The sequence below is a fragment of the Streptomyces sp. H27-H5 genome (assembly GCF_026627505.1).
Classification (GTDB): Bacteria; Actinomycetota; Actinomycetes; order Streptomycetales; family Streptomycetaceae; genus Streptomyces.
Genome location: NZ_JAPNLK010000151.1, coordinates 1 through 13,206, shown reverse-complemented (window position 1 = coordinate 13,206; position 13,206 = coordinate 1). Strand labels below are relative to the sequence as shown.

General features: G+C 69.2%; 9 protein-coding genes and 5 pseudogenes. 4 read left to right on the top strand and 10 right to left on the bottom strand.

Annotated elements, in window-relative coordinates:
* Nucleotides 1-54: 54 nt before the first annotated feature.
* Nucleotides 55-615, bottom strand: a complete 561-nt coding sequence (locus tag OTB19_RS43505; protein ID WP_324290583.1) for a hypothetical protein — start codon at nt 613-615, stop codon at nt 55-57.
* Nucleotides 616-1,040: 425 nt separating this feature from the next.
* On the opposite strand from OTB19_RS43505, the pseudogene OTB19_RS39210 reads away from it, so the two are divergent.
* A pseudogene (locus OTB19_RS39210) lies at nt 1,041-1,187 on the top strand (IS256 family transposase); the annotation flags it as partial.
* 1,043 nt (nt 1,188-2,230) lie between these two features.
* On the opposite strand, the pseudogene OTB19_RS43500 reads toward OTB19_RS39210, so the two are convergent.
* Nucleotides 2,231-2,531, bottom strand: a pseudogene (locus OTB19_RS43500) (transposase); the annotation flags it as partial.
* A gap of 46 nt (nt 2,532-2,577) precedes the next feature.
* On the opposite strand from OTB19_RS43500, the pseudogene OTB19_RS39195 reads away from it, so the two are divergent.
* A pseudogene (locus OTB19_RS39195) lies at nt 2,578-2,838 on the top strand (Tn3 family transposase); the annotation flags it as partial.
* Nucleotides 2,839-3,012: 174 nt separating this feature from the next.
* Here the strand turns inward: OTB19_RS39195 and OTB19_RS39190 are convergent.
* The 5 genes from OTB19_RS39190 to OTB19_RS39170 all read right to left on the bottom strand — a co-directional run bounded on the left by OTB19_RS39190 (nt 3,013) and on the right by OTB19_RS39170 (nt 6,033).
* The gene (locus OTB19_RS39190; protein ID WP_267803565.1) at nt 3,013-3,180 is read right to left on the bottom strand and encodes a hypothetical protein; all 168 of its coding nucleotides are present in this window, start codon (nt 3,178-3,180) and stop codon (nt 3,013-3,015) included.
* Nucleotides 3,181-3,237: 57 nt separating this feature from the next.
* Nucleotides 3,238-4,470 carry a Na+/H+ antiporter NhaA gene (nhaA, locus tag OTB19_RS39185; protein ID WP_267803564.1) on the bottom strand — a complete coding sequence of 411 codons (1,233 nt, stop codon included), beginning with the start codon at nt 4,468-4,470 and terminating at the stop codon, nt 3,238-3,240.
* Nucleotides 4,471-4,761: 291 nt separating this feature from the next.
* A complete protein-coding gene (locus tag OTB19_RS39180; RefSeq protein WP_267803563.1) occupies nt 4,762-4,974 on the bottom strand; it encodes a hypothetical protein in 213 nt (70 codons plus the stop codon).
* Between the two features lie 427 nt (nt 4,975-5,401).
* A complete protein-coding gene (locus OTB19_RS39175; protein WP_267803562.1) occupies nt 5,402-5,776 on the bottom strand; it encodes a hypothetical protein in 375 nt (124 codons plus the stop codon).
* Nucleotides 5,773-6,033, bottom strand: coding sequence for a hypothetical protein (locus OTB19_RS39170; protein WP_267803561.1), 261 nt, complete (start codon nt 6,031-6,033; stop codon nt 5,773-5,775). Before OTB19_RS39170 ends, OTB19_RS39175 begins: the two co-directional genes overlap by 4 nt.
* A gap of 427 nt (nt 6,034-6,460) precedes the next feature.
* Between OTB19_RS39170 and OTB19_RS39165 the strand changes: the two genes are divergently transcribed.
* Nucleotides 6,461-7,144, top strand: a complete 684-nt coding sequence (locus OTB19_RS39165; RefSeq protein ID WP_267803560.1) for a class I SAM-dependent methyltransferase — start codon at nt 6,461-6,463, stop codon at nt 7,142-7,144.
* On the opposite strand, the gene OTB19_RS39160 is transcribed toward OTB19_RS39165, so the two are convergent.
* Nucleotides 7,114-7,623, bottom strand: a complete 510-nt coding sequence (locus OTB19_RS39160) for a hypothetical protein (protein WP_267803559.1) — start codon at nt 7,621-7,623, stop codon at nt 7,114-7,116. The genes OTB19_RS39165 and OTB19_RS39160 overlap by 31 nt on opposite strands.
* Nucleotides 7,620-8,900: a molybdopterin-dependent oxidoreductase gene (locus tag OTB19_RS39155; RefSeq protein ID WP_267803569.1), complete on the bottom strand. Its 1,281-nt coding sequence runs from the start codon at nt 8,898-8,900 to the stop codon at nt 7,620-7,622. The genes OTB19_RS39160 and OTB19_RS39155 overlap by 4 nt, the downstream gene beginning before the upstream one ends.
* A 661-nt stretch (nt 8,901-9,561) precedes the next feature.
* On the opposite strand from OTB19_RS39155, the pseudogene OTB19_RS39150 reads away from it, so the two are divergent.
* Nucleotides 9,562-10,245, top strand: a pseudogene (locus OTB19_RS39150) (hypothetical protein); the annotation flags it as partial.
* A 1,146-nt stretch (nt 10,246-11,391) separates the two neighbouring features.
* Here the strand turns inward: OTB19_RS39150 and OTB19_RS43495 are convergent.
* Nucleotides 11,392-12,931, bottom strand: a pseudogene (locus tag OTB19_RS43495) (ISL3 family transposase).
* Nucleotides 12,932-13,206: the final 275 nt, after the last annotated feature.

Genomic DNA, 13,206 nt, shown 5'->3' with positions numbered 1-13,206 from the left:
TTCACTTCAGAGGTGCCTTGCTGGTTGGTACTGGTGGAAGCGTCAGAACTCCCATCATCCCAGGTCAGCAGGCACCTCTTCTGGTTTCTCCGTCCACAGCCCGACCACTACACGGTGGATCGAGGTTGAGACCTTCGGCTTGGTGCACATCTCGACAAAGCCGCGCAGAGCTCTGGCTGCGATGCCCTCGATGACAGCCTCGGTCATGCCAAGAGCCCGCAGGGCTTTGTATGCGTCTGCGACTCCGATTCCTGTTCTTGTGGCGGCGTCGGCTGCTTTAACAGCGTCCATGATCGGTCTGAGAATTTTGCCCGAGAACAGCAACGCGACGTCCACGGCCGCCCAGGCGCAGCCGCCCCAGCTTCCGCTCTCACCCCCGGGAATGACCTTCTGGAAACACTTGATCCAGCTTCCGAAGAGAATGTCCACCGGGTCGACGCCCGCCTGGAACTCGGCCATGGTGATGTTGTGCGTGACCTCTTGTGACAGCTCGTTTGTTGCGTACTGCCCCAGGTAGATCTTCTCGGACGCTGAGCAGAACAGTGCCGGGTTGAGGACCGGCGCCGTGCACTGGTAGACGTCGAGGTAGGCCTTGTACCGAATCTTCACGGTCATCGTGCAGTCGCCCTTGTAGAAGAGCGCGTCGATCCAGCCTTCGCAGCCGGCCGTCTTCTTGAGGGTCTCGGGTTCGCCGATCTTCTCTGTGTGGTCGACGATGTAGAACAGGTTGCCGATCGAGGCACCGGATCCGTCGGGGATGGTCCCGGTTTTGAGCTGTTGCGCGTTCGCGGCCTTCTCGGCTCTGTCGGCGGCGTCTTGGGCTTCCTTGGCGTACTTGTCGGCGTCCTTCGCGGCCTGTTCGGCCTCGGTCGCGGCGACGGCGGCGCGATCGGCTGCCGCGCGGGCGTCCTTCGCGGCCTGTTCCGCTTGGGCTGCTGCTGTGCGGGCGGCTGCCGCGTCAAGGGCGGCTTGGTCGGCGGAGGCGCGGGCTTCCTTGGCGTAGCCCTCGGAGCGTCCGGCGGCCTTGTCGGCGGCGATCGCCCGCCGAGCACTGGATCCACCTGCGGACCACGAACCCCATCGAGTCGACCTTCAGCACAGTCAAGCTCCGGACCAAGGTCACCCGCGGCGCCGGCAGCCCCACCGCCGCCCTCGCGATGGTCTTCAAACTCGTCGAGTCCGCCCAGCTTCTCGAAGCGGGCGCCGGCTCGGACGAGGACGACGAGGCGGACCGTCACCGCCTGCACGTGCGGATGAGGGCCTGGCCAACGACAGAGGGCGGGCACCTGGTCATCGCCACCGACTTCATGCTCGGCGGCGGGCTGGTCAACATGGCGGAGAGCCTGTGCGAGGCCGCGGCACGGGAGTTCGGCGACCCCGTCGCTGTGGTGCGGCACTTCCCGGCCCGGACGATGCTGGCCCACGGACGCGACAGGTTCGACCTGCTGGCGCTCAACACTGAGGGCATCGCCGAGATCCACCCGTGCACGGAGGAGATCCTGAACCTGCTCGGTCCTTCCGCGCTGGGTTTTCCGGGAGATACTCCGCCCTCCCTGGCTATGGACGAGGTCGTACAGGTGCCGTCCCAGAGCGTGCACATGGCGCGCGTGCAGGCCGCGACGCTGCGGCTCAAACAGAGCGGCTCGGGAACGGTCGTGGACAGGGACCTGGACTCGGCCAGCCGGCTCGGACTGGGCGCGAGCGCGCTGGAGCGGCTGGCGGACTTCCTCGCCAACGCTCTCGTAGACGACGAGGCCACCGAGCCGGGCGACAAGCGCGAACAGAAGCCGGAAGAGATCGTTGCCGCGCTGAAGTCCCAGGCATGGGAACTGACGGCTTCCTCCGATCAGTTGGAGAGCGAAGCCCGCGCACGGGCCTGAGTCGACTGCCGGAGCAGCCGCAGGGCAGAGCCCCACGGCAACACGTCCAGGCCGTAGTGCCCCTGCGCTGATCTCGATCGACTGCGTCGGCGGATACAGCCGCGGGCCTCATCGCCTGCCGATTCGTTCAGCGACGCGGCAGCCATGGGCCTCTCGATAAGGCACGGCAGCCGCATCGCCGACAGAAGCCTTCCGCCGGTGGGCGGAAGGTTTCTTTGCCAAGCATCGGGCACCAGCAGAGGTCGTTCTCGAAGATCGTGCAGGCCGTCACCCAGGTGCCAGAGGCCTGCCACCTATACGCCTGAAAAGCATGCTTATCGGGGCCGACCGTTGACCCCGTGCACCCATGGTGGCTTCGGTAGACGCATGACCCGGTCGAAGCGGACCCGGCCGACCATCTCTACCGGTAGGTCTCGCGGGACCCAGGCCAGGCGGGTGACGTCGTAGCCGGCTTCGCTGACGATCACGATATGCGGGTCCCCGGTCCGCCACTGGCTTGCGTGCGATGAGCCGCTCGACAACACCCCTCAACCGGGTGGCGGTGACCGTGGTCGCGTCGTCCGCAGGGCCGAACCGGACCGCGTCCGGAATCGCGGTCCAGGACGTGGCACGCGGCTTGAGCGCGGAGACGAAGAAGTAGGGCAGCCCGGGATTAACGTCCTGACGCGGGCACCGCCGTATACGGCGGGCGGTGCGCATGGCATTCGTCTGCGACTACGTTGCCGACGTCGAGATGCGGCGCGAGATCCACGAGGGCTTGCAGGTCGTGGAGAACTGGAACTCCGCGAACAAGGATCTCTTCTACGGCAAGGACGGTGACCTGGCCGGGCAGGACAAGGAGAGCCAGGAGGTGTCCATGCTCGCCCTGCACCTGCTTCAGTCCGCGCTGGTACACGTCAACACGCTGTTGATGCAGCAGGTCCTCGCCGAAGAGGAGTGGGCGCAAAAGCTCACCGAGGCGGACCGGCGCGCGCTGTCACCTCTGTTCTGGACGCCCGTGAACCCCTACGGCAGGTTCGAGCTGGACATGAACAGCCGCCTGGAACTGGACCTGGCCGCCACCGCGGTGACGGTGCCCGGCCGCGTACCCCGCAGGGCGAAGCGGCGGCGGCCTTCGTGTGACCGGGCGGGTTCAGGAATGGGGGTGTCCTGCGGTCATGACGAGTCCGGTGACGAGCAGGGACATGCCGATGGTCAGGATGGTGAAGCCGGGGCCGGGCAGCACGTACATCGTGATTCCGGCGAGGGTGATCAGGGCTCCGGCGGCGGTCAGGGCGAGGCCGATGCGTCTATCCGACATGGGTGGGCTGCTCTCAGTCCGGGTTGGGCAGGTGGGGGTCTTGCGGGTGCGGATGCTTCAGCCGTCGGTGCGGCCGGCGGGGGTGTCGGGTTGGTTGTGCTGGTAGATGTCGGGGATGCCGTCGGCGTCGGCGTCGAGGTTCTCTGCCTCGTACAGGCGCCGGTAGAGGGTGTTGCGGCGCCGGACCAAAAGGGTGGCGAGGGCGGCGGCGATGAGGGAGCCGACGAGGACGGCGGCCTTGATGTGTTCGGTGGCGGCTGGGTCGGTGAAGGCGAGTTCGCCGATGAGGAGGGCGACGGTGAAGCCGATGCCGGCGAGGACGGCGAGGGCGAGGATGTCGGCCCAGGCGAGGTCGGGGTTGAGGCGGGCCCGGGTGAACCGGGCGGTGAGGTAGGTGCCGGCGAACACGCCGACCGTCTTTCCGATCGCGAGTCCGAGGACGACGCCGAGGGGTTCGGGCTGGGTGAACACGGCGCCGAGCGCGGGCCCGGACAGGCTGACCCCGGCGGCGAAGAGCGCGAACAGCGGGACCGCGATCCCGGCGGAGGCCGGCCGCAGCAGGTGAGCGACCCGCTCTCCGGGGGAAGCGCTTTCGGCGGGGCGGCTGCCTCGTGCGGCGTCGCGTCGGCTGCGCAGGATGAGGCCCATGGCCACGCCGGCGACGGTCGCGTGGATGCCGCTGTTGTACATCAGTGCCCAGATGGTCAGGCCGAGGGGGACGTACCACCACCAGCCGCGAACCCGGTACCGCTGGAGGAGGTAGAAGACGGCGAGGCCTGCGAAGGCTGCGGCCAGCGCCCAGAGGTTGAGGTTGGCGGTGAAGAACACGGCGATGACGAGGATCGCGCCGAGGTCGTCGACGACGGCGAGGGTGAGGAGGAAGGCGCGCAGGGCGGCGGGGAGGTGGGTGGAGATGACGGCGAGGACCGCGAGGGCGAAGGCGATGTCGGTGGCCATGGGCACCGCCCACCCGCCCGGGTCACCGCCGCCGGCCGAGATGGTGGCGAGGTAGACGGCGGCGGGGACGGCCATGCCGCAGACCGCGGCGACGACCGGGAGTGCGGCGGTGGCCGGGGTGCGGAGTTCACCGACGACGAGTTCGCGTTTCAGCTCGATGCCCGCGACGAGGAAGAAGATGGCGAGGAGGCCGTCGGCCGTCCAGTGCTGAACGGACAGGTCCAGGCCCAGGGCCGGTATCCCGAAGTGGAAGTCGCGCAGCGATGCGTAGACGCCGGACAGAGGTGTGTTGGCCCAGATCAGGGCGACCAGTGCGGCGGCGAGGAGGACCATGCCGCCGACGGTCTCGGTCCGCAGAGCCCCTGCGATGGCGGTGCGCTCCGGCCAGGGCAAGACCCCGAAAAGCGGCGATCGGGAGTTAGCGGAGGAATCATTCGGGTCGGCTGGCACAGCGGTGGCCTTCTGAGTCGGGGGCGAAGAGGGCACACTGCCTCCAAGACGCCGACCAGACTTCCCGGCACACCGCGCGCCACACTCTTGACGCGTTCCTTACACCGTATCCGCCGGGCGGGCGGGTGTCTGCCCCGCACCCCCTGGCATGATCACATCGGTGCCGGGCTGTGATCATCCCTGGCGGGAGGCGCACCACCAGGCCGCTATGGCGGCCAGGATCAGTGCGCCGGCGGCGATGAGTCCCGGCCGCTCGGTGGGCATCGTATAGAGGGCGGCGCCGGTGATGGTGAGGATCGCGCCCACCGCGATGAGCGGCGAGCCGGGGCAGCGGACGGGCCTGCGGGAGCCCGCCGGGGCCTGGCCGATACGGGGGTGGTGGCTCATACAGGGCTCCTGGCAGGGAGGGCTTCGACGGCACAGCGTCCCACGGGCTGTCGGCCGTGTCCGGTGGTTGTGTCCGGTCTCTCCTGCGCTGGGAACGCGCGGGCCGGCGGTCTGATGGCCGTGGTGGACTCGACCGAAAGCTGCGGAAGAAGCTCGGCGCCGCCACCCGCCTACTGGCCCTGTACACCGCCGCCCACACCCGCCCCGTCGGCCGCCTCGGACACTCCGGCGAGGGGCTGCCCCTGGATGAGGTCGCCGCGTTCTGCGCCCTGACATCCGAGGAGGTCGCCGAGCACGCTGCGCTGCTGGTCGACGCCGACTGCTCACCGGCGCCGACACGGTCGACGGCAGGCAGCGCGGGCAGCTCACCGAGCGGGTCCTGCCACCCGGCGGGCTGCTGTAGCGCCCATGATGGCCGGATCGGCTGTCAGGAGGGATTGAGCGGGTAGACGCCGGTTCCTTCGTACGCCTGCGGGCTGAGGGAAAGGACGGTGACAGGCTCGCCGGCTTTCGCGGCCTGCCAGGCCATGGCTGCCGGATGTGTGATCGCCCAGTCGTTGGCGGGCCACGAGCCGGCGTCCAGTGCGTGCGTGCCGGTGAACGGGACGGTCTCCGCGAAGCGCAGGCGTGCGGCGTGGGCACCGGCCCCGGGTGTCGTGCGTTCCGCGGCGAGAACGGACAGGGCCGGGATCAGCACGCGGCCGGTACTCCGGGAGGACTCGATGTAGAGGCCGGTGAGGAACGGGTCGGCCTGGTACAGGGCAACCAGGGCCGTGTGGTCGAAGACCACCGTCAGACTCATGCGGCAGCGCCGTCCTGATGGGCACGGATCCTGTCCCAGGCGGACTGGCCGGCCTGCTGGAGCTGCTCGGTGTACTCGACGCCCAGCTCCGCCGCGGCCTGGAGGGCGCGGTGCTCCTGCTCGGCTTGGGTCAGCTGGGCTGCGGCGAGTTCCTCGAGGAGCTCGGTAATGGTCGTGCCTCGTTCCTGAGCGAGGAGGCGCAGCCGATCGCGGGTGGCCTCGGTCGCCTTGATGCTCGTGGGCTTGCTGCTGCTCATACCTGTCATTCTACCGACGGTAGAACGTGATGTCAGGGTGTCGTGTTCACGGGCCGGAGGACTGGACGATCGGCGCCGGCCGCGCATCCTGACCGAGCGAGGGACTTCGCCGAGACCGGCGGCCGCACGATCCCTCTCCGGCCCACTGCGGCACTCCCCACCCCGAGGCCGGCGACGTGACGGCAAGCCCCGGAGCGGGCAGCGGTGAGCCGCAGCCACCCATCCCGGGGCGACCGGAGCTCCACCAGAAGACACCACCGCGCAACCGCCCGAGGACGCACCACACCGGCAGTACCCGTCCAAACACCCGAACGCCCTTGCTCCCTTCCTCCGAGTCGCTCGTCTGACTCTCCCGGAAGGCGCCTTCAGGCGCGTCGACCTAGCGTCGGCCAGGACAGCTCCATGAAGAGCCCGAGAGGGAGTACGTTTGAGCACCGCCGCGTCGATGCGGTCCAGTGGCCCCGAGCCCTGGCAGCGCGGCCCGTATGCCGAGGCGGTCTGCGCGGCGCAGGGGGTACTCACCCTGAGGGACGCCGAGGGCTGGTGCCTGCCCCTGGACATCCGGCGCTGGTCCGCTGAAGCGGACGCCGCCGACCGCAGCGTCGTGGACCGCTGCGCAGGCCGGGTCCTGGACATCGGGTGCGGGGCCGGGCGCCTCGTCGAGGAACTCTCCCGGCGAGGGCAGCGTGTCCTGGGGATCGACGTGTGCCCGACCGCAGTCATCTCCACGATCTGCCGAGGCGGTAGGGCAGCCAGCCGGTCGGTGTTCGAGCCGCTCCCCAACGAGGGCCACTGGGACACGGCGCTGCTGGTCGACGGGAACATCGGCATCGGCGGGGATCCCCGCCGCCTGCTGGAGCGCATCCGCCGCGTGGTCCGCTTCCGGGGGATCCTGATCGTAGAGACCGCTCCCGCCGACGTCGACGAGCGGCGCCGGGTGCGGATCCACGCCGGGCAGACGGCGAAGGGCCCCTTCTTCGCCTGGGCGACCGTCGGCTCCCGGGCCCTGGTCTGGCACGCCCGCAAGTCCGGCTGGACACTCGTCGAGCAGTGGACCGACGCGTCGCCGGCCGGCGAGCGTCACTTCGTGGCGCTTCGGGCCCTCGTCTGAGCCCGGCCCTTCTTGCGCACAGGCCGCAGATGTAGCCAGGTCCGCAACAGCCAGACGATCGCCGAGGCGATGAACAGGCCGGCGGTGATCAGGAGCCAGCGGGCGAGGAAGCCGTCGGCGGACAGCGCGGTGTAGGCCGTGTAGTGGCCGCCCTGCCGCAGGATCAGCGGCCACCAGACGAGGAACAGGACTCCCGCGATGAACAGGGGAACGCGGAGGTAGTTCACACTCGGACGCGGCCCGGGCTCGGCGGTCCGGCCGCGGAAGAGGCGCTGGGCTGCGCGGTCGGTGAGCGAGTAGGTGGGGAGCAGCAGCAGGTCGTGGACGAGGGCGACGCCGACGAACCAGATCGCCACCCCGATGGTGTCGCCCTTGAGGAGGCGGATGCCGGCGTAGAGGGCGAGGGCGAAGCAGGCCAGGGTGAGCAGGAGGTGGAGCGGGGAGGCGCCGTATCGGGCGCGGAACGTAGTCCGGTTCATGTGGGCTCTCCGAAGGTGAGGCGGGTGACCCATTTGGTGTTGTGGACGCCCGGGGCGGCGGGGATGATCACGCGGGCCGGGTAACCGTGGTCGGGCGACAGATCCGCGCCGTTCACGCGCATCGCGAGGAGCGAGCGGTCATCACGGGCCTGGTTGGGGGCGAGGACCACGGAGGAGAACGATCCGCCCCGCTGCACGGACTCGACCAAGACCTGCGGGGTGTCGGTGCCGAGTCCGACGAGGGCCGCCAGATCGTTGAGGCGTACCCCGGACCACTGCTGGTCGGGGGTGGACCAGCCCTCCACGCACGCGATCGGCAGCGCCGCCTCCCGCTGCGGCATCGCCAGCAGCATGTCCCGGGTCAGCACCTTCTGACGGCCTCCCCCGCGCACCGTCAGCCGCCAGGCGGGGCCGATGTCGCTGGGGCGGATCCCGCTGGAGGCCGCGGTCTTGTTGATCTGGAAGCCGTTCGGGCCCGTACCGGGGTCACGGCCGTGCGGAGCCAGCAGGGCGGTCTTGCGCCACCAGCCTCCGATGCTCTGGCCGGCCGTCACCACCAGCAGGGCCAGCGAGCCGGCCCCCACCATGGCGACCGCACCCCGGCGCGAGATCGTCGCAGGCGCCGGACGGGGCGAGACCAGTCCGGCCGCCTCCTCCGACTCGGGTGCGGGCTGGAACCCCCGGCCGGCGCGGACGGCCCGGACCGCACGGGGCAGCCGGAAGGAGACGTGCACGACGAACGCGGCCATGAACACCCAGGCACCGTAGAAGTGCAGGGTGTAGAAGGAGCCCGGGAAGCTGTAGTCCAGCTGGATGTTCAGGATCCCGGTGACGAACGTGAACCCCGCCCCTCCCACGAGGAGGAGCAGTGACAGTCGTTCCAGGGCGTGGGCGGCGGAACGGACGGGCGGCCACTCGAACAGCTTCGGGATGACCGACCACAGCTTGGCCAGGAGCACCGGGACCAGGACCACACCGAGGACGGTGTGCACCCCCTGGGTCAGCCGGTACAGCCAGTACGGCGACGTCGGCCAGGTGAACAGGTAGAACCCCAACCACCCCTTGTCCGGCGTCTGGTCGTTGCGCGCCGCCAGGTCCGGGTTGTAGGCGGCATACGACAACAGACCCGTCACGAACAGCACCACGACCCCGACCAGCAGCACCAGGCCGAACACCCCGGTCAGCCACGGCCCCCGCAACGGACTGCGCCAAAACCCCGGACGGGCCGGGCCCGGCGGCGGACCCGCCGCCCGCGCCCGCCCGACCGCACCCCGCACCCGCTCGACGACCGACGGCCCCGCGGGCTCCACCGCAGCCCATCTTGTCCCCATATCGTCGTTCAGCCGGTCTCGCTCGCCTCCGCTTTCGCCCATCCGTCAAATCTCCATACATATCCGGCCCATAGGGCATAGGCATTGCGGAGAACATCCCGCACCCACGCCACCCACCAGATACTTGACACGCGGCACAATCCTTACGGCTCCGCACCGCTGCCCTCGCCATGTCGGAGACCACGCCGCAGCCTGCGGCAATGCCGAACTGGCGTTCCTGCTCGTCGTGGTCGACGGCGAGATGCCGGCGGAGCTTGGCGGCAGTCCACTCAGAGGCGTATTGACAGCGCGCTTCGAGGGCGGCGGCAGCTGCTCGAAGTGGTCTGGGTCTGCCTTGACGCGCCGTTGTCCGGCGGACCGACACCGCCGGACAACGGCAGGCCGTGTGGCTGTCTCAGCTGTGCAGCCAGGGCGCGGTGTGGCGGTAGGCCGTGGTGGTATCTGGACGCCTTGCGCCTGCTGGATCTGTGACCAGGGGTTCGTTATGAAATACGAGGCTTGAGCAAGCCTGCCGGTCGATAGTGACGAATGGTTCATGCAGTGACAAACATCCGAACACTGATGCCGGCTTTGAGCCGGTGAACCCCCCGGAAGGGGATGCGTCACGATGGCAGTCACCCGTTCAGTCCGCCTCACCGCCCTCATGGCAGTGCCCGCAGCTCTCGCAATCGCCCTGGCCACCCCAGCCCTGGCACACGACGGCGGCCACGACAGCGGGCCGTCGACGCGCCACGGCCAGGACTACAAGGTCGCCCTGCGTCAGCTGAACCACTCGGGTGCCGGCGGCACCGCGTACCTGAGCCTGCACGGCCGGCAGCTCACGGTGCGCATCGACGCGCACGGTCTGGTCCCCGGACAGCCGCACGCCCAGCACATCCACGGATCCACCAACGGTCACGACTTCCGATGCCCCGACGCGAGCGCAGACAAGAACGGCGACGGCATCGTCACCACGGCCGAAGGGCTCCCCGCATACGGCGACATCAACATCTCGCTGACGACCTCGGGCGACACCTCGAAGGCCAGCGGACTCGCCGTCGACCGGATGCCCGTAGCCGACGCCCGCGGGAATGTCTCCTACGCCCGCACGATCCCGGTCTCCCAGGCCATCGCCGACCACCTGCAAAACCTGCACGTCGTACAGCACGGCATCGACCCGAACGGCAACGGCAAGTACGACTTCGGCAAGGGCAAGAGCGAACTCGACCCGAAACTGCCCCAGGAAGCCACCGCCCCCGCCAGCTGCGGCATGCTCCACGGAACCACTGGCAGCTCCATGCCGATGAACGGTCACTGACCCCGCGGCCCCGCGCACACCGCAGCGCCGGAGTTCTCCTCCAAGACCCCGCACCCCGGGCCAGCACACACCCCGGGGTGCGGGCCCATGCCAGCAGCCACCGTTTGGGACCTGGCGCAGCGTGGGTGAGGGTCAGGTGATCCCACGAGTCCGGTCTGTGGCGTTGACAGGGAAGATGCGGGCGACGATCGCGGCGCGTACCCCGGTGACGTTCAGCGCGGCACGCCTGCGTGGTCGGCGCGGGCGCGGGCGGCCATGAGGGCGCCCAGGCCGGAGCAGTCTCCAAGGGTCCCGGTACGACCGTCCCCTGCGCATGCTGGGGCAGCGAAGACCAGCCGCGACCCATCCGGGTGATGTCGTGACGGGGCCGTACCGCTCTCTTCCACACCGTCGCCGCCTTCTACCGCGTCCAGTGCTGGGACGACGGTGACAGCTGGAAGATCGACGCCCGAACTGCCCACCCTCGTGCCCACTGGCACGACCGGCTCCTGCAGCGTCTGTGCCACCCGCGCTGGGGCCTACCGGTGAACGTGTCCCATCGGTTCTGTCACTGCGCCGAACCGCACGCTCCCTACCAGTGGGGGCATACCTGCTCCTTCTACATCGATGGCCAGAGCACCGGTGAGGACGATCTCGTCTACCTGCGCGTTCACGCACCCCCTGAAGGACGTGACTACGACAGGCAGATCGAAACGCTGCGGCAGGTCGGAGCGCCAGAAGGATGGATGGCCCGGGCTCTTCCCCAGCAAGCGGTCCAACATCATGATCAGCACTTCGGAGGGGACCGTCGACGATCAGCGTTCATTCGCCTGCAAAACGAGGAGAAGTAGACCGCGCCCCCACCACCGAAACGGCTCCGGCCGGAGAAGGCGGCGGGCAGCCAGAGCCGATTGAGTAGCGGCCCGGCGCCGGAACGCTGCTCACCCTTCCCTCCGCAGCGCGGCGTTCGTCGTCCCGGTGAGCCATGGCGTAGGGGACCCGGGCGGGGCGGCCGGCCCGACGGGCACGGTCACGGCGTGCCGCGGCTATGCACTCAGGGCGTGTACAGCCGTAGTCGGCTAGGAGAGGCTGCCATGGGGACTGTAAAAGAAACGGCTCTTACAAGATTTTCGTAGGCGTTGATCGCTGTTGATGCTGGGGTCAGCTGAGCAGGATGCGTTGGCGTAGGAGGGGGTGTCCGGCACGGCCGTAGGTCTGACGCTTGATCAGTTTGATCTTGTTGTTGACTCCTTCGGTGCGGCCGTTGTGCCAGGGCAGGGTCACGGCGGCGTCGACGGCCGCGCGGTCTCGTTGGAGCCCGGTGGCGTAGGAGTGGAGGAAGGGCAGGTCGGCTTCCCGGACTGGGGTGATCCAGCAGGTCAGCGCCGCGGCGTTGTCGGGCGCCGGGGTAAGCATGGTGGCGAAGTCGCGCACGGCGTTGGCCAGGGCGGTCATCTCGGGGCAGGCTGCGGTGGGCTGGTCGCGCGGTGTCCGTTGGTCTTCTCGCAGGTGGGTGGGGTCGGTGATCAGGAGGCGGGTGACGCGGCGCGGGGAGAGGGTGGCGTGGTCTGCTTCGACTCGGCCTTGGGTGATGTAGCGGACCAGCAGGTTCGCGCTGCCGGTGTAGCCGAGTTTCTTGATCTCGTGCAGGAGGTGGGTGATGGGCGCCGCGGGGTCCTCCTGGCGGCGTTGTCGCAGGTGGTCGCGGTAGGGGTCGACGAGGGTGGGCCGGTATTGCGGGGCTCGGACCAGGTGCTCGGGCTTGCTGTGGCGGGCGAATCGCTTTGACGGTGTTCAAGGCCAGGCCCAGGCGGCGGGAGCATTCCAGCAGGCCGACGCCGGCATCGAGAAGCTGGTGGACCTGCTGCCATCGCTGGCGGGTGGTCGCGACTCGTATGCCCTCCCGCAGGGGTGGGCCGGCCTTGGCCCAGCAGACGCTGTGGGCACCCGCCTCCTTCAAGACGGCCTCGGCCAGGCCGTGCCACCGGTGCCGGCGGTCTCCCACCTGCACGATCGTGGGGTCGGCGGCCGTGGTGGCCTGGGCGAAACCGCCAGAGCCGTCCCGGCAGACGACCTCGATGCCGGGGTGGGCCCTCAGCCAGGCGGTGACCGTCTGAGTCTTCCGGTCCGGCAGGACGTCGATACGCTCGCCGGTGGCCGCATCGATCAGGATCGTGGCGTAGTGGTGTCCCCTGCGCAAGGCGAACTCGTCGATCCCCAGCGCCCGCGGGGTCGGCCGCTCGGGCAGCGTGATGCGCATCAGGCAGTTCAGCACGCTTGCCCAGGTCAGGGCATGGTGCAGCACGTTCAGCAGGCGTGCCCCGGCGGATCCGGCCAGCGCCACGGCGACCGCGTCCACCACCTTCTGCGGGGCCGGAGTGCGCCGCTGATAACGCCCGGTCAGCCCCGGAACCTGCTCGACGAAGGTGACCTTCGCGCAGTCGGCGTTCTCGCAGTACAGACGGCGCACCGATAAGTCGATCACGACCGCACGACCGCACGGCCGCCCACCGTCTCATCCGCGACATGCCTCACGTATCGCGAATGCACCCAGTTCGACGTCTGCCCGCACCCCGGACACGCCACCCGAGGCGTTGTCCCTGCTCCGGGCGGTGATCCGCAGCAAGTCCCCGCCGGCCTCCACGCGCTCGACCTGCACCGCGGCCAGCTGCGGCAGCAGATCCCCACCCTCACGACACACACAGCCAGCCTGCCACTGCCAACCAGCCGACGCCACAGGCAAGTTGCAGCGATCAACACCTACGAAAATCTTGTAAGAGCCGTTTACTGGACAGACCCCCGCGCAACCCCCGGTGCTCCGGCGGGCGTCCTGTGAGTGATCTGTGAGCCGGGGTCTCGTTCGGCCTGATTGAGGGTGCGGGTGGGGTGGGGGCGTGGTCAGCTCGGGTGGGAGCCGTGCCGCGGGTTGCCGGCTGACGGGCAGCGCATCGTGTGTCGTCTGTCACGTGGCTGGGG

Coding starts and splice junctions, on each gene's coding strand:
- OTB19_RS43505 (WP_324290583.1), bottom strand. CDS start 615: ATGACCGTGAAGATTCGGTACAAGGCCTACCTCGACGTCTACCAGTGC.
- OTB19_RS39190 (WP_267803565.1), bottom strand. CDS start 3,180: ATGTCGGATAGACGCATCGGCCTCGCCCTGACCGCCGCCGGAGCCCTG.
- nhaA (WP_267803564.1), bottom strand. CDS start 4,470: ATGGTCCTCCTCGCCGCCGCACTGGTCGCCCTGATCTGGGCCAACACA.
- OTB19_RS39180 (WP_267803563.1), bottom strand. CDS start 4,974: ATGAGCCACCACCCCCGTATCGGCCAGGCCCCGGCGGGCTCCCGCAGG.
- OTB19_RS39175 (WP_267803562.1), bottom strand. CDS start 5,776: ATGAGTCTGACGGTGGTCTTCGACCACACGGCCCTGGTTGCCCTGTAC.
- OTB19_RS39170 (WP_267803561.1), bottom strand. CDS start 6,033: ATGAGCAGCAGCAAGCCCACGAGCATCAAGGCGACCGAGGCCACCCGC.
- OTB19_RS39160 (WP_267803559.1), bottom strand. CDS start 7,623: ATGAACCGGACTACGTTCCGCGCCCGATACGGCGCCTCCCCGCTCCAC.